Source organism: Roseobacter sp. S87, from assembly GCF_055693285.1.
In genome coordinates, this window is the sequence record NZ_JBVFTR010000004.1 from 1129264 (window position 1) to 1144391 (window position 15128).

Below are 15128 nucleotides of genomic sequence, written 5' to 3' on the forward strand. Positions count from 1 at the left end.
GGAGTGGTTATGCCAGACGCAGCGAAGCTTATTGCCGGGATTCTGATCGGAGTGCTCGGGCTCATTCTGTCTTTTCAGATCATGCCGCTTTTCCCGGACAGCACGGATTTCGGAAATTTCGTCTGGTATAATGCCGTGATTGGTGTGCTGACCGGATGGATTGTGATGGGCAAGCGCGCGGGCCGGGGCATTACCGCTGCAATCAACAATGGCTTTGGCGGCGCGCTGATGCTGGTGCTCTGGGGGCTGTTCTTTCACTCCTGCTTTCAGATGTTCGATCGTGCGATGGACAACTGGTACAACGGCGCCTTCATCGCTCTGGCTGCAATCTTTGAGTTTATGGCCGAAAATGCCCTCATCCTGATCAACCCGCTGGTAATTTTCACGCTGATCGCGGGCGGCGTCATTGCAGGGCTCGCAACAGAGTTTGCATGGCGCACCTGGCGCTGATATGCGCGCGGCATGAAACGGCCGCTTTTTTTCTTTGGAACACTTTGTCACCCCGCGCTTCTTGAGGTCGTTGTGGGTGATGTCTCGCATCTTTCACTGACACCTGCGGAACTGCCGGGGTACCGCGTTTTTGCGGCCTCAGAGGGTCCGTTTCCAGCCATCGTGCAGGATGCATCGGCCACGGCCTCCGGCCTGCTCGTCGAAGGGCTGACTGATGGCGACATTGCGCGGCTGGATTACTACGAAGAGGCGTTCGGCTACACGCTCGTGGACGAAACGCTGACAACCGGACAGAATGTCCGGGTGTATATGCCCCCAGCAGGGGAATTCACGTTTCTCGGCCCCTGGAATGTCGATGACTGGGCCCGGGCGCATGGGCGTATGAGTGTCCTCGCGGCCACCGAGGTCATATCGTACATGGGGCAGAAATCCCCCGGCGACATTGCTGCGATGTTCCCGATGATCCGCGCGCGCGCCTGGTCGGTCATGAACGCGGAAAACAGCCGCCATGGTGCCCGGACACTGGACGGGCAGGTCAGTGTGAAAGATATGCGGCGCCCTTATGCCAACTACTTTGCTCTCGAAGAATATGATCTGACCCACGAGAGGTTTGACGGCGGAACGACGCCTGAGGTGATGCGCGCCGTGTTCCGGGCACCGGATGCAGCACTTGTTCTGCCCTATGATCCGGTGCGCGACCGGGTTTTGCTGGTGGAGCAGATGCGTATGGGGCCGCTTGCACGCGGGGATCGCGTGCTCTGGCAGCTCGAACCGGTGGCCGGACGTCTGGACCCTGGCGAGGCCCCGCAGGAGGCCGCCCGGCGGGAAGCGCTGGAGGAGGCGGGCCTGACGATCGGCGAGATGTTCGCGGTTGCCGAGGCCTATTGTTCGCCGGGCAACTCGTCAGAATTTTACTATATATACGTGGGCTTTGCGGATCTGCCGGATGACGTTGCAGGCACAGGCGGGCTGGACGAGGAAGACGAAGACATCCGCTCGCATGTTCTCTCGTTCGATCAGCTGATGGACATGTGCGATGAACTGCAGCTTGCCAACGCACCCCTGATCATGTCTGCCTACTGGCTGGCCCGCCACCGGGACCGGCTGCGCGCAATGTCTTGAGGTCGCCGGTCTGCAGGGCTAGGTATCGGTCAGGCAGTGAAAAGGGACACATCCATGCAAGTCGTGAAGGATCTGGCGCAGGCCATCGGAAATACACCGCTGATCCGGCTGAAACAGGCCAGCGAGGCCACAGGATGTGAAATCCTCGGGAAGGCTGAATTCATGAACCCCGGTCAGTCGGTCAAAGACCGCGCGGCACTGTTCATTATCCGGGACGCCATCGCCAAAGGCACCTTGCGCCCGGGCGGGACCATCGTTGAGGGAACTGCGGGCAATACCGGCATCGGTCTGGCACTTGTGGGGGCGTCGATGGGCTTCAGGACAGTCATCGTGATCCCGGAGACCCAGAGCGAAGAGAAAAAGGATATGCTGCGGCTGGCAGGGGCCGAACTCATTCAGGTGCCCGCCGTGCCCTATGCCAACCCCAACAATTACGTGAAATACTCCGGCCGGCTCGCCGAAAGGTTGGCCCAGTCCGATCCGAACGGCGCGATCTGGGCAAATCAGTTCGACAATGTTGCAAACCGCCAGGCGCATGTTGAAACGACCGGTCCGGAAATCTGGGCTCAGACCGACGGCAAAGTGGATGGTTTCATCTGTGCTGTCGGGTCGGGCGGCACGCTGGCCGGCGTGGGCGAAGCGCTGCAGCCAAAAGGCGTGAAGGTTGGCCTTTCTGATCCCGAAGGTTCGGGACTTTACAAACTTTATACCGGCGAACAGGCCGGCGGAAACTCAATCACCGAAGGCATCGGGCAGGGCCGGATCACGGCCAACCTGGAGGGGTTCACGCCGGATGTGGTCTACAAGGTCCCTGATGCCGAAGCGCTGCCGGTTGTTTTTGATCTGCTGCAGAACGAAGGGCTTTGTCTTGGTGGCTCCTCTGGCATCAACATCGCCGGAGCCATGCGCCTGGCGCGCGAAATGGGGCCTGGCCATACCATTGTGACCATCCTGTGTGACTACGGCACCCGCTATCAGTCCAAACTTTTCAATCCTGACTTCCTGCGCAGCAAGGACCTGCCGGTGCCGGAATGGCTGGACCGCGAAGCTGCCGATATTCCCGTCGTTTTCGAGGACGCATGACGCGGGTTTTCCGCATATGTCTGGCACTTCTGTTTGTTGTCTGGTCCGGGATCAGCGCGGCTCAGCAACCGGACGGCGATGAAAATCCGCTGTATCCGTTCTGGGACGAATTTGCCGCCCGGGCTGAGGAACGGGTCACCGCAGCCCAGGACAGCAACGAGGAATTCGAGGAACTGCGTGCACGCATCGTCGAGTTCCGCAGTGAATTTGCCACCCGGCAGAGCGCCAATGCAGAGCGGATCCAGACCCTTCAGGCCCAGATCGGGGCACTGGGGCCGGTGCCTGAGAGCGGTGAGGAACCGGAAGACCTTGCTGCACGCCGCGCGGAGCTGAATGCCCAGCTTGAAACACTTCTGGCGCCGGTACGCGTGGCGGATGAGGCATTCAGCCGCGCCAATGGGCTGGTGGGAGAAATCGATACGATCATCCGGGAAAGGCAGGCGCGCCGGCTCCTTTCACTCGGGCCATCCCCTCTGAACCCGCTGCACTGGCCCATTGCGGCTCAGGATATCGCGCGTGTCTGGAAGGATATGCGGGACGAGATGAGCGCTCTGGGCGATCCGGTCCGGCTCTCGCAGATGCGCGACCGCCTGCCGCTTGTGGTGTTTCTGCTCGCCGTGGCGCTCACCCTTATCGTCCGGGGCAGGCCCCGGGCGGGCAGGGTGCTGGGATGGCTGCGCCAGTGGGGCGGACGCGGGTCCGGCGTCTGGAGCTTTCTGGTCTCCCTGTTTCGGATCATTCTGCCGCTCACCGGGCTGTTGCTGCTGACCCATGCGATCCGTCTGACCGGGCTCGCGGGGAGCCGTACGGATCAGTTGCTGGAACTGATACCGCTCTGGGGCGCGCTGTTGCTTGGGTTCCGCTGGCTTGCCGAACGGCTCTTCTCGCGACACGAAGAGGATGCGCTGATCCAGCTGTCGGACGACAGCCGCGCCCGCGCGCGGTTCTACATGCTGCTGTTGTCGCTGTTGTTTGTGACCCGAGGATTCTTCGGGCTGATTTTCAGCCTGGAACAGGCGGCTCCGGCCTCTATCGCAATCGCCGCTTTCCCCATCGTCGTGCTGATGGCCATTGTGCTGTTCCTGATGGGGCTGATGCTGCGGAGCTATTACGTTGCCGTTGACCCGGACGTCGAGGAACAGGCGCGTGGCACCGGCGTTGCGCGTGTGCTGCGCGCGGCTGGCACGGGTATGATCCTTGTGGCCGTAACCTCTCCCGTGATGGCTGCTGCGGGCTATGCTGAGGCCGGAAACGCGCTGCTTTACCCGACTGTTCTCAGCCTGCTGATCCTCGGCCTGGTGATGGTGCTCCAGCGGTTTTTCGCAGATGTGTACGGTCTTCTGACGCGTCAGGGGCCAGAGGCGCGTGACGGTCTTGTTGCGATCTTTGCCGGGTTCCTGCTTGTGGTGGCGGCGCTGCCTCTGCTGGCACTGGTTTGGGGCGCCCGTGTCACCGACCTGACCGAGCTCTGGACGCTCTTTCTGCTCGGCTTTGACATCGGCGGCACACGGGTGTCGCCCGGGGATTTCCTGAAGTTTGCCGTGATTTTCGCCCTGGGCTACGGCCTGACGCGCGTCATACAGAACACGCTGCGCCAGAACGTTCTGCCCAAGACGCGGCTGGATATCGGCGGTCAGAATGCGCTCGTCTCCGGCGTCGGGTACGTAGGTATTTTTCTGGCAGCGCTGCTGGCGATCACCGGGGCGGGGATCGATCTGTCGGCCTTTGCTATCGTCGCTGGTGCCCTGTCCGTGGGCATCGGGTTCGGCCTCCAGAATATCGTGAACAACTTTGTTTCGGGTATCATTTTGCTGGTGGAACGCCCGATTTCCGAAGGGGACTGGATCGAGGTTGGCGGTCAGATGGGGTATGTCCGCGATATCTCTGTGCGCGCAACACGCATCGAAACCTTTGACCGGACCGACGTAATTGTCCCGAACTCTGATCTCATTTCAGGGACGGTCACCAATTACACGCGTGGCAATACGGTGGGCCGCCTGATTGTGCGTGTCGGCGTGGCCTATGGCACAGATACCAGGCGTGTGGACAAAATCCTGCGCGAGATCGCCGAAGCCCAGCCCATGGTGCTGAACAATCCGCCGCCGAATATCGTGTTTTCCGGGTTCGGTGCGGATTCTGCTGGATTTTGAGATCCGGGTGATCCTGCGGGATGTGAACTGGATCCTGAGCGTGCAGAACGACATCAACCATGAGATCGCCAAGCGGTTCAGCGAAGAAGATATTGAGATTCCGTTCGCGCAGCGCGACGTCTGGCTGCGCAATCCAGAGGCGCTGAAAGAGGACAAATCATGACCCGAATGCTGTTTCGCGACGATCCGTATCTGCGCGAAGCCAGTGCGGTGGTCATGGCACATACTGAACAGGGCGGCATTTTAGTGGATGCCAGCGTTTTCTACCCCACCGGTGGTGGGCAGCCCGGAGACAGTGGATGGCTGGAGTGGCCGGGTGGCTCATGCACCGTTGCTACCACTGTAAAGGGAGAGGGTGAGGACATCGTGCTCGTCCCGCAGGAAGGTGAGAGCCTGCCGCCAGTGGGGGCCACAGTGACTATGCGTCTCGACTGGGACAAGCGGTTTGGCCACATGCGCGTGCACACAGCGTTGCATCTCATGTCGGTGGCCATTCCTTTCGGGGTGACCGGTGGGTCGATCAGTGCGGACAGGGGGAGGCTTGATTTTGACATGGCTGAGCCGCCGCAGGACAAGGAAGCCATCGCGGATGCGATCAATGAAATGATCGCGGGCGATGCTGCCGTTTCAGAGGACTGGATCACAGAGGCGGAACTGGATGCGCAGCCCGATCTGGTCAAAACACTGACCGTCAGACCGCCGCGCGGGTCCGGCCGGATCCGGCTGATCCGGATCGGTGAGGCGGATGCGCCAGTTGACCTGCAGCCCTGTGGTGGCACCCATGTGGCAAGACTGGGGGAAATCGGTCGCGTACGCCTTGGCAAAACTGAAAAGAAGGGCCGGATGAACCGGCGGGTTTATCTGCATCTGGACAACTGATCCGGGCAGACGGATTGTCTGAATTTGCCTCTTGCATATCAGGGTGCGGGCGCGCTAAACCGCGCCAACGGAGCGGTGGCCGAGTGGTCGAAGGCGCACGCCTGGAAAGTGTGTAGGCGGGAGACCGTCTCCAGGGTTCGAATCCCTGTCGCTCCGCCACTAGACCCCTGCGATGACAACCAGCCTTAAGCTGGCTACCGCTGACCGGCGCACCCGAATGCAGGGACATTCATTCGATCAACGGCTGTCTTTTCTTCTGCCGTATTCATCGCAACCGTTGTTCGGCTGCGCTTTGAACGGATCACAAAACGATCTGTGCATGTGCTGACACGAGTAGTGCCTTGTCAGTGATCAGATAATTTCCGTCTGAACCGAAGACATCCGGCACGCTGAGGCTGGCAATTCTGATCCGAAAACAAGGCAACCGGGTCCGCATGACCGCCCAATGGCAGAGTCCGGTTGCGTTTTCGGGGTTTCGCAGCCGCCTTTTGCCGCTGACGGTCCGACTCTCTCTGGCATGCGTTTTGCGCGTAGGATCGGTCAGATAAATAAGCAAATCCGACTTTTGCAGGTGCTATAGCAGTGTCAGTTTCGGCGACAATACCCACCCCGGCACTTGAAAAAGCGGGAAGTTTGCCCGGTAACCCGTTGATTAGGGGCTTCAATTTCTTTGCTAAGCCGGCATCCAAAAGTGTCAACAATAGTTTACTGTTTACACTGTCAATCAGTATTGACATACTTTCAGGATCAACCGTGTTGTTCAGCAGCGCTGTTGTGGGTGTGTGGGCGTGGCCGTACTTTTCTCCGCACGGTCGTTTTCGCGCTCCCCAATTCAACTATGGAGGAGATCGGATATGTCCGACGATCCAGAAAAGGTCTGGCCAACCGGCCTGAACCTGAAAGAAGCGGAAGAGGTTCACAGCTACCTCATCGATGGTACCCGTGTATTCGGTGGCATCGCGCTTCTTGCTCACATTCTTGTGGCGTTCTCGACGCCCTGGCTCGGCTAGGGAGAACACGTTATGAACAATGCAAAAATGTGGCTTGTGGTACCCCCGGCTGTAGGGGTGCCGGTGTTTCTTGGTGCAGTTGCAGTGGGCTCTTTTGCAGTCCATGTCGCCGTGCTCAGCAACACATCTTGGGTTTCGGACTTCCTGTCCGGTCAACCCCTCGGAACCGGCGATGAAATGGCTGCGGCCACGACAATTGCTCCGGAAGCTGATGTAGCAAAAGCGTCCTATGTGACGGACCGTGCAGACGGTTCGAAGGAAGTAACAGTCGTCCTGCCGGATGGTACTGTTGCGCGGGCGGTTCTGCAGACCAATGAGGTCCTCGCATCGGCTGCTCCACCAACAGTGACCGCCACCGACTAGGCGGTTCTTTGCCCCGGGCGTCCGCGCCCGTGGGCACTTCCTCCGGAGTCCTGAGGCCGTTCCGTCAGTGACACGGTCCAGGCGCCGGATGCGCGGGTAACAGATGATGAATTTTCGCAGTTTCACCCTGAGCAGGATCGCGTCCATTGCGCCGCGCTATCTGCCGTTTGCGGATGTTGCGACCGATGAGGTCCCGCTGTCACGGTTGCTGCGCCTGTCGCTTTTTCAGATCACTGTCGGTATGGCGCTTGTGCTTCTGGTCGGCACGCTGAACCGTGTGATGATCGTGGAACTGGCCGTACCTGCGTCGCTGGTGGCTGGTATGCTGGCCCTGCCATTGCTTTTCGCCCCTTTCCGTACCCTGATCGGTTTCCGGTCAGACACGCACCGGTCCGCTCTGGGGTGGCGCAGGGTTCCCTATATCTGGAAGGGGACCATGTATCAGTTTGGCGGCTTTGCCGTGATGCCCTTTGCCCTTCTGGTGCTCTCCGGCTACGGAGAAGCGGTTGATGCGCCCCGTTGGGTTGGTCTGACTTCGGCTGCGCTGGCCTTTCTGCTGGTAGGCGCTGGTCTGCACATGGTTCAGACTGTTGGCCTCGCACTTGCCACCGATCTGGTAAAGGAAAAAGACCACCCGAAAGTGGTTGGTCTGATGTATGTCATGCTGCTCTTTGGCATGGTGATCAGCGCGCTGATTTATGGCGCATTGCTGGCGGACTACACACCCGGCCGGCTGATCCAGGTGATCCAGGGGTCCGCTGTGGTTACTGTTGCTCTCAATCTCGTTGCCTTGTGGAAACAGGAAAGCCGCAACCGGGCACGGGCCCAGGCGATGGCAACGGCGCCGAAACGTGAATTCGCTGATGCCTGGCGTGAGCTTGTGAGCCGGCCCGGAACGACGCGCCTGCTGACGGTTATCGGGCTTGGCACTTTTGGTTTCGGTATGGCGGATGTCCTGCTCGAACCCTATGGCGGGCAGGCGCTCGGGTTTTCAGTCGCTCAGACCACGCAGCTGACCGCGATTTTCGCGGGTGGCACGCTGGCCGGCTTTGGCATTGCATCCCGGCAGCTCGGCCGCGGTGGGTCTGCCGTCCGGCTCGCGTCTGTCGGGGCCGCAACCGGCATTCCGGGCTTTGCCGCGATTATTCTGTCATCGGCCGTGGGCGGGCCCGCGCTGTTTGTCGCCGGTGTCCTGGCGACGGGACTTGGCGCCGGCCTTTTCGGGCACGGGACACTGACGGCAACCATCCGCAGCGCGCCCCTGATGAGGCCGGGCTGTCGATCGGCGCATGGGGCGCTGTTCAGGCTACCTGTGCCGGGATCGGTGTGGCGCTGGCCGGTGTGACCCGGGACATTCTTGTGGCACTGCCGCAATTTTCGGGACTTCCGGCGCATGCGCCCTACAATTTTGTATTCACGACAGAGATCGCATTTCTCGCTCTGGCCATCTTTGTGGCCATCCCGCTGACTGTAAGGCTGACCCGCGCAAAGGCCCTGCATCCCGTCAGCACCCCGCAAACCAACCCGGTGGAGGCACCATGACGACGGTAATCACGCGATATTTCGACAGCGCATCAAAGGCACGCGATGCCTGGCACGAGCTTGTGCACAGAGAGAGGTTCCCACAGCGCATCCTGCGTATGTTTGAGCAGTCCGAGGGGCTGGTCGACGCGCTGACGGGCTTGCAGATCCCGGAAGACACTGCGCGTGCCTACGAGAAAAAGATGTCCGGCGGTGGCGCGGTGATTATGGTGCTGGCAGGCTACAAGCCTCTTGGTGTGGCCAAGATTGCACGCACCATCATGGCGCAGATGGGGGCCACCGATATGGGCGACCTCGTTGAGGAAGCACTGGTTCCGGACACCCGCCCGCCGACCAAAAGCATTCTGCGCGATCACCGTCACTTTCTGCTGCGCCGGCGCGACCCTTATAGCACATCACACCACATGGCGGACTGGCCGATCGGCCTGATCAGCCGTCGTAAACCCTTTAAAGAGATGGTGTTTGAGCCGCATCAGCGGATGGCGAACTGGCCCATTGACCTGCTGTTGCCCGGCAACAAGCGCTATGGGCGGTTTCCGTTCGATTACCTGGTCCCAGGGCACCGGTTCCAGGCCAAATTCCCGTTCGGTCACCTGGTGCCGCATAACCGGCGCTTCGGGCGTTTCCCGTTCGGGTTCCTTGTGCCGCACAGCAAGCGGTATGGCCGTTTCCCGTTCGGGTTCCTCGTGCCGCATGGCAAGCGGTACGGCCGGTTCCCGTTCGACTTCCTTATCAGGAGCGGCAGGCGCATGGCGAGCTGGCCGTTCCCGCTGCTGATCAACGGCAAGCAGGGCGGCAACGCGCTGATCCCGGGTCACAAATATCAGGCCAAATTCCCGTTCGATCACCTTGTGCCGCATGAAAAGCGGTATGGTCGCTTCCCGTTCGGCTTTCTTGTGTCGCACAAGCGCCGTTACGGCCGGTTCCCGTTCGGTCTGCTGGTGCCGGGCCATAAATTTATGGCTAAATTCCCCTTTGGTCATATCGTGCCGGGGCACAAGCACTATGCGAAGTTCCCGATTGATCACCTGGTGCCGGGGCATAAATACATGGCCAACTTTATTTTCCCGCATACCAAAACATAGCCTCACAGGCTGATGGCATTCCGGGGCGTCGCAGAATGTGCGGCGCCCTTTTTCGTGTCCCGGGCAGGGCGCGGAGCTGTCGGCGATACCTGCCGGTCTGTTCTGTGTTCCAACTGCCAGTTTGCCGGATGCGTCAGTTTGCGCCGTGAAATGCCGCTCCCGGCGTTGCCAATCCTGTGATGACGCGCCATGTTGGCCACAACAGTCGGGCGGCGGGGACACTGCGGTACCTGCCTGCTTCACCCAAAGCCATCATCCGAAAGACAACAGGATTGCAGCTATGAGATATGAGAGACCGGAAAGCCTCGATCAGGCTTCCGCGATGCTGGCCGCTGAGGCCGGCGTGACCCGCATTCTGGCCGGAGGCACCGATGTGCTTGTGCAGATGAAGTCAGAGGTTGTGGAGCCGGACCTGATCGTTGATCTCAAGCATCTCGCGGGCATGCGCGACATTCAGGCTGAGGCAGGTGGCTTCCGCATCGGTGCGGCAGTGTCAGGCGCGCAGCTGAACGAGCATGAGGGTGTTTGTGCTCTCTGGCCCGGCGTTGCCGAGGCTCTCGATCTGATCGGATCTACACAGGTGCAGGGGCGTGCAACCATGATCGGTAACCTCTGCAATGGGTCGCCTGCTGCTGACAGCGTGCCTGCGCTCTTTGCCGCTGATGCTACTGTCAGGGTGCATGGCGCGTCCGGCGCGCGTGATATCCCGGTGCATGATATCCCGAAAGGGCCCGGCCGGACCAACCTTGCGCCCGGCGACATCATCACATCGGTGTTTTTGCCGGCGCGACCGGAGCGGTCTGCCGATGCATACCTGCGGTTCATTCCGCGGACGGAGATGGACATCGCCGTGGCCTCGGCTGGTGTCAGTGTGACTGTTGATGCGGAAGGCGTGATCACTGTCGCGCGCGTAGCAGTTGGTGCTGTCGCGCCCACCGTGCGCCTGGCAGAGGCAGCAGGTGATGCGATCACAGGGTCAACCCTGGATGACAACGCAATGGCTGCACTGAGAACGGCCGTGGAGGCTGTGTGCAGTCCGATTGATGACAAACGCGGCACCGTTGCGTTCCGCACAAGCACAGCGGGCGTTCTGGCGCAGCGCGCAGCACGGATCGCTTATGAAAGGGCGCTGGGGTAAGTCATGAAAAAGATACATGTATCCACCACGATCAACGGTGATGAAACTGAGTTTGTCTGCGCACCTGATGAAACACTGCTGGATGTGCTGCGCGACAGGCTGATGCTGACCGGTGCAAAGGAAGGCTGCGGCACTGGTGATTGCGGCGCCTGCAGTGTGACCTTAAACGGGCGGCTGGTCTGTTCCTGCCTGATGCTGGGGGCCGAGGCCGAGGGCGCCGAAATCGGCACGATTGAAGGTATGGCGGACGGCGATAACCTGCATGTGCTGCAGCGCGTGTTCATCGAGAAAGCGGCCCTTCAGTGTGGGGTCTGCACGCCGGGCATTCTGGTGGCAGCCAAAGCGCTGCTGGAGAAAAACCCCGATCCGACCGAGACTGAAATCCGCTACTGGCTGGCGGGTAACCTGTGTCGGTGCACCGGATATGACAAGATTATCAAAGCTGTACAGGTCGCAGCTGAAGAGATGAGGAGCGCATAAGATGGCATTTGATGCAGGACGTGAGCGCCAGTTCCGGGTCGTAGGCCAGCGTGTTGAGCGGCCCGACGGGATCGAAAAAGTCACCGGCAAAGCACTGTACGGGGCGGATATGACCGCACCGGGCATGCTGTTCGGACGCATCCTGCGCAGCCCGCACGCCCATGCCCGGATTGTCTCCATTGACACCAGTGCCGCTGAGGCGCTGAAAGGTGTGAAAGCGGTGGTCACCGGAGCCGATCTCGTGCACCCGGATGACGAGGGGCTGGCCGATATATCCGACAATTGTCTGGCGGGTGACAAAGCGCTCTACGACGGACACGCAGTCGCGGCTGTTGCGGCGGTAGACAAGCCCACGGCACGTGAAGCGATCCGCCTCATTCGCGTGGAATACGAAGTGCTGCCTCATGTCACCGACGTGGATGCTGCGATGAAACCGGACGCGCCGGTCGTTCACAGCGGACGGGCGGATGAAACCGTGGGCGCTGGATTTTCGGAAAACGTGACCAGCCATTTCGAGTTCGGGCACGGGGATCTTGAGGCCGGTTTCGCGAAAGCTGATGTGGTGATCGAGCGCAGTTTCACCACGGCAGCGACGCACCAGGGATACATAGAACCGCATGCCTGTCTGGCCTCGATGGGGCCGGACGGACGGGGTGATCTGTGGTGCTGTACGCAGGGCCAGTACAACGTGCGCAGCATCTGTTCGGCCCTGATGGGCATGGATGCCAGCCAGCTGCGCGTCACGGCCTCCGAAATCGGCGGCGGATTCGGTGGTAAGACAACGGTTTTCATCGAACCGGTGGCGCTGGCGCTGTCGCGCAAGGCGGGGCGTCCGGTGAAAATCGTCATGACCCGCGAGGAAGTGTTCCGAGCGACGGGGCCGACGGTTTCCTCGTCTTCTGACGTCAAAATCGGCATGACAAAGGATGGCCGGATCACGGCGGCACAGGCAAAGCTGCGCTATCAGGGCGGAGCGTACCCCTGCGGCACCGTCGAATTCGGGGCGCAGTCAGCTTTTGCCGCTTACGACCTTGAAGCCGTTCAGACCCTTGGCTGGAACGTCATGACCAACCGCCCGAAAGAGGTGGCATACCGGGCGCCCGGCGCGCCGATGGCCATTTACGCGGTGGAGAGTGTCGTGGACGAGCTCTGCCAGGAGCTGGGTCTTGATCCGCTGGACACGCGCCTGCTGAATGCCGCACGCAAGGGGACGCTGTCGTCCTATGGCCCCACCTTCAACGAGATCGGCCTGGTGGCCACGCTGGAAGCGGCCAAAGCGCACCCGCATTACACTGCTCCGCTGGGTGAAAACCAGGGCAGGGGGCTGTCCTGCGGGTTCTGGTTCAATTTCGGGGGCAACACTTGTGTATCTCTGAATATCAACCCGGACGGCACCGTCGGTGTGGTCGAGGGCAACCCCGACATCGGTGGCTCTCGCGCGTCTATCTCGATGATGGCGGCCGAGGAACTGGGCATCCCGTACGAAAAAGTGCGTACGGTGATCACTGACACCAATTCGCTGGGTTTCAATGACGTCACCGATGGCAGCCGCGTCACTTTTGCGGTTGGCCTCGCGACCATCGAAGCAGCACGTGCCGCGATACGCGAGATGTGTGCCCGGGTGGCGAAAATCTGGGACATCGATGAGGAAGCGGTCGTCTGGGAAGATGGATATGCGCGTCCCTCAGGCCCGAACGCGGGTGATTTCGAGCCGATGAGTATTGCCGAGATCGCAGCCGTGGCGGACAACACCGGCGGACCTATTGCGGGCCACCATGAGATCAACGCGGATGGTGCCGGAGTCAGCTTTGGCGTGCATCTGGTGGACACAGAGGTGGACCCTGAAACAGGCACCACCAAAGTACTGCGCTACACGATTTTCCAGGACGCCGGCAAAGCCGTGCACCCTGACTACGTCGAAGGCCAGATGCAGGGCGGTGCAGTTCAGGGCATCGGATGGGCGCTCAACGAAGAGTACATCTATGGTGATGATGGGCGTCTGCAGAACCCGGGGTTCCTGGATTATCGCATTCCTGTGGCTTCCGATCTGCCGCCCATCGAAACGGTCATCCTTGAAATCCCGAACCCGGGGCACCCGTACGGTGTCCGCGGTGTGGGGGAGACGCCGATTGTGCCGCCGCTGGCGGCCCTGGGAAATGCCGTTTCCCGCGCAACAGGTGTGCGTCTGACGGACCTGCCGATGTCGCCGCCGCGCCTGCTCAAGGCGCTGGGGGACAGAGGCTGAGCCATGGTGCGCGTGAAGCTCTGGGGCTCACTGCGCAGCCTGGCTGACGGCCAGGAATACGTTGAAGTGGATGCGCGGAATTTCCGCCAGATCCTCGACCAGCTTGAAGAGAAACACCCCGGCCTGAAACCACAGATCAGGCGGGGCGTTTCCTTTGCGCTGGACGGTGTGATTTACCGAGATGCATGGTTCACAAAGGTGGATGAGGACAGCGAAGTTGTCCTGATGCCTTACATGGTGGGCGGGTGACCACGCCGGTGTGACAGCAACCGCAGGTTTTGCTGTCAAAACAACGGACCACGGGCTATTCCTTGTGTAACGACAGGGGGCTCTTATGAAATTCGCGCTGATTCCTATGCTGACTGTACTCTGGACGGCGACGGCGTTCGCGCAGGAAGCCCCAGGGCAACCGCCAAGGCCTGCTAAGGTCATCACGGTCGAGGAAAGCGCACGCGTGATCGAACGCCGGTATCCGGCGATTGTGAAGCCTTCTCAGGAAGCGGTTCTGTCTTTCAAGGTATCCGGTGAGGTCATCGAACTGCCCGTCAGGGGTGCGACTAATGTTGAGCGTGGCGATGTGATCGCAAAACTTGACCAGCGCGCCTTTGAAGAAACCGTCGCGCAGCTGGAAAGCCAGCGGGATCAGGCGGTTGCACAGCTTCAGATCCTGCGTAGTGGTGCCAGATCCGAAGAGATTGCAGCCCTGGAAGCCGACGTGTCCGCGGCGCAGGCGCAGGTCGATCAGGCGCAGGACCAGCTGGAGAGGACGCGTCAGCTTGCCGAAAGCGGCGTCGTATCCGAGGCCCGGCTGGAACAGGATGATGCGGCGGCCCAGGTCGCGCGCGCGGCCCTGCAGGCGTCGCTGGAACAGCTGGCCATCGGCCGCGCGGGCGGCCGGGAAGAGGACATTGCCGCGGCAGAAGCCGTTATCCGCGGTCTCGACAGTCAGTTGCGCAACGCGCGCGACAATCTGGATGATGCCACGCTGCGAGCGCCGTTTGATGGCATCGTCGCGCGTCGTGACATCGACAATTTCACAAACGTTTCCGCAGGACAGAGTGTTGTCCTGCTGCAGGCGCTGGACACAGTCGATCTGGCCTTTGATGTGCCGGGCCCTGATGTGCTGATCTGGAGCGCGCGGGAGAATGTGCAGTCCGAGGTTCTGCTGGAGGCGCGTCCGGGGCAGAAAATCCCGTCCGAACTGGTGGAATTCTCCACCCAGGCCGATCAGGGTACCCAGACATATCGCGCACGTGTGGGCATCACCGTGCCTGAGGGGGCGCAGGTTTTCCCCGGTATGGTCGGCACCGTGATCGTTTCCACCGACGAGGATGTCGCGGCGTCGATCCAGATTCCCTTCTCCGCGGTCGGGACAGACACGGATGCGAGCACTTTCGTCTGGATCGTCGACAGCGGGGATCAGTCTGTCAGTGCCCGCCCTGTGACCCTGGGTGATGTGATCGCAGACAGCGTGGATGTGATCGACGGTCTGGAGGCCGGCGAGACAATCGTCACCGCAGGTGTGTCCTACCTGCGGGAGGGGGCGGTGATCCGGCCGGTATCCCGGATCGGGGAATAAGC

General features: G+C 60.8%; 12 protein-coding genes, 1 tRNA gene and 2 pseudogenes. All 15 read left to right on the forward strand.

Features of this window, described 5'->3' with window-relative positions; genetic code table 11:
- Positions 1-9 precede the first annotated feature (9 nt).
- The 15 genes and pseudogenes from ACZ1HA_RS06465 to ACZ1HA_RS06535 all read left to right on the forward strand — a co-directional run bounded on the left by ACZ1HA_RS06465 (position 10) and on the right by ACZ1HA_RS06535 (position 15126).
- Positions 10-450, forward strand: coding sequence for a TrgA family protein (locus ACZ1HA_RS06465; RefSeq protein ID WP_375227830.1), 441 nt, complete (start codon positions 10-12; stop codon positions 448-450).
- Between the two features lie 12 nt (positions 451-462).
- Positions 463-1572 (forward strand): NUDIX domain-containing protein, encoded by a 1110-nt coding sequence (locus ACZ1HA_RS06470; protein WP_472713306.1) that lies wholly within the window; start codon positions 463-465, stop codon positions 1570-1572.
- 54 nt (positions 1573-1626) lie between these two features.
- Complete coding sequence (locus ACZ1HA_RS06475; RefSeq protein WP_375227828.1) at positions 1627-2655, forward strand: cysteine synthase A; 1029 nt, start codon at positions 1627-1629, stop codon at positions 2653-2655.
- Positions 2652-4968: pseudogene (locus ACZ1HA_RS06480) on the forward strand (DUF3772 domain-containing protein). The gene ACZ1HA_RS06475 and the pseudogene ACZ1HA_RS06480 overlap by 4 nt, the downstream one beginning before the upstream one ends.
- Positions 4965-5684 (forward strand): alanyl-tRNA editing protein, encoded by a 720-nt coding sequence (locus ACZ1HA_RS06485; protein WP_472713307.1) that lies wholly within the window; start codon positions 4965-4967, stop codon positions 5682-5684. Before ACZ1HA_RS06480 ends, ACZ1HA_RS06485 begins: the two are co-directional and overlap by 4 nt.
- A 69-nt stretch (positions 5685-5753) precedes the next feature.
- Positions 5754-5843 (forward strand) — tRNA-Ser (locus tag ACZ1HA_RS06490).
- A 695-nt stretch (positions 5844-6538) separates the two neighbouring features.
- Entirely contained in the window at positions 6539-6694 is a 156-nt protein-coding gene (locus ACZ1HA_RS06495; RefSeq protein ID WP_375227824.1) for a light-harvesting protein, read from the forward strand.
- Positions 6695-6706: 12 nt separating this feature from the next.
- A complete protein-coding gene (locus tag ACZ1HA_RS06500; RefSeq protein ID WP_375227823.1) occupies positions 6707-7057 on the forward strand; it encodes a light-harvesting protein in 351 nt (116 codons plus the stop codon).
- 280 nt (positions 7058-7337) lie between these two features.
- Positions 7338-8599 (forward strand): annotated as a pseudogene (locus tag ACZ1HA_RS06505) (PucC family protein).
- On the forward strand, positions 8596-9684 hold the full coding sequence (locus ACZ1HA_RS06510; RefSeq protein ID WP_472713308.1) for a PucR family transcriptional regulator: 1089 nt from the start codon (positions 8596-8598) through the stop codon (positions 9682-9684). The pseudogene ACZ1HA_RS06505 and the gene ACZ1HA_RS06510 overlap by 4 nt, the downstream one beginning before the upstream one ends.
- 280 nt (positions 9685-9964) lie before the next feature.
- Positions 9965-10822, forward strand: coding sequence for an FAD binding domain-containing protein (locus ACZ1HA_RS06515; RefSeq protein ID WP_472713309.1), 858 nt, complete (start codon positions 9965-9967; stop codon positions 10820-10822).
- A 3-nt stretch (positions 10823-10825) separates the two neighbouring features.
- Entirely contained in the window at positions 10826-11302 is a 477-nt protein-coding gene (locus tag ACZ1HA_RS06520; protein ID WP_472713310.1) for a (2Fe-2S)-binding protein, read from the forward strand.
- A 1-nt stretch (position 11303) separates the two neighbouring features.
- Positions 11304-13547 carry a xanthine dehydrogenase family protein molybdopterin-binding subunit gene (locus tag ACZ1HA_RS06525; RefSeq protein WP_472713311.1) on the forward strand — a complete coding sequence of 748 codons (2244 nt, stop codon included), beginning with the start codon at positions 11304-11306 and terminating at the stop codon, positions 13545-13547.
- A gap of 3 nt (positions 13548-13550) precedes the next feature.
- Entirely contained in the window at positions 13551-13796 is a 246-nt protein-coding gene (locus ACZ1HA_RS06530; RefSeq protein WP_472713312.1) for a MoaD/ThiS family protein, read from the forward strand.
- An 85-nt stretch (positions 13797-13881) separates the two neighbouring features.
- Positions 13882-15126 carry an efflux RND transporter periplasmic adaptor subunit gene (locus tag ACZ1HA_RS06535; RefSeq protein WP_472713313.1) on the forward strand — a complete coding sequence of 415 codons (1245 nt, stop codon included), beginning with the start codon at positions 13882-13884 and terminating at the stop codon, positions 15124-15126.
- Positions 15127-15128 lie beyond the last annotated feature (2 nt).

Excerpts from the sequence above, each read along its gene's own strand:
- ACZ1HA_RS06475 (WP_375227828.1), top strand. The coding sequence starts at position 1,627 with ATGCAAGTCGTGAAGGATCTGGCGCAGGCCATCGGAAATACACCGCTG.
- ACZ1HA_RS06525 (WP_472713311.1), top strand. The coding sequence starts at position 11,304 with ATGGCATTTGATGCAGGACGTGAGCGCCAGTTCCGGGTCGTAGGCCAG.
- ACZ1HA_RS06530 (WP_472713312.1), top strand. The coding sequence starts at position 13,551 with ATGGTGCGCGTGAAGCTCTGGGGCTCACTGCGCAGCCTGGCTGACGGC.
- ACZ1HA_RS06485 (WP_472713307.1), top strand. The coding sequence starts at position 4,965 with ATGACCCGAATGCTGTTTCGCGACGATCCGTATCTGCGCGAAGCCAGT.
- ACZ1HA_RS06515 (WP_472713309.1), top strand. The coding sequence starts at position 9,965 with ATGAGATATGAGAGACCGGAAAGCCTCGATCAGGCTTCCGCGATGCTG.
- ACZ1HA_RS06495 (WP_375227824.1), top strand. The coding sequence starts at position 6,539 with ATGTCCGACGATCCAGAAAAGGTCTGGCCAACCGGCCTGAACCTGAAA.
- ACZ1HA_RS06470 (WP_472713306.1), top strand. The coding sequence starts at position 463 with ATGAAACGGCCGCTTTTTTTCTTTGGAACACTTTGTCACCCCGCGCTT.
- ACZ1HA_RS06465 (WP_375227830.1), top strand. The coding sequence starts at position 10 with ATGCCAGACGCAGCGAAGCTTATTGCCGGGATTCTGATCGGAGTGCTC.
- ACZ1HA_RS06535 (WP_472713313.1), top strand. The coding sequence starts at position 13,882 with ATGAAATTCGCGCTGATTCCTATGCTGACTGTACTCTGGACGGCGACG.
- ACZ1HA_RS06510 (WP_472713308.1), top strand. The coding sequence starts at position 8,596 with ATGACGACGGTAATCACGCGATATTTCGACAGCGCATCAAAGGCACGC.
- ACZ1HA_RS06520 (WP_472713310.1), top strand. The coding sequence starts at position 10,826 with ATGAAAAAGATACATGTATCCACCACGATCAACGGTGATGAAACTGAG.
- ACZ1HA_RS06500 (WP_375227823.1), top strand. The coding sequence starts at position 6,707 with ATGAACAATGCAAAAATGTGGCTTGTGGTACCCCCGGCTGTAGGGGTG.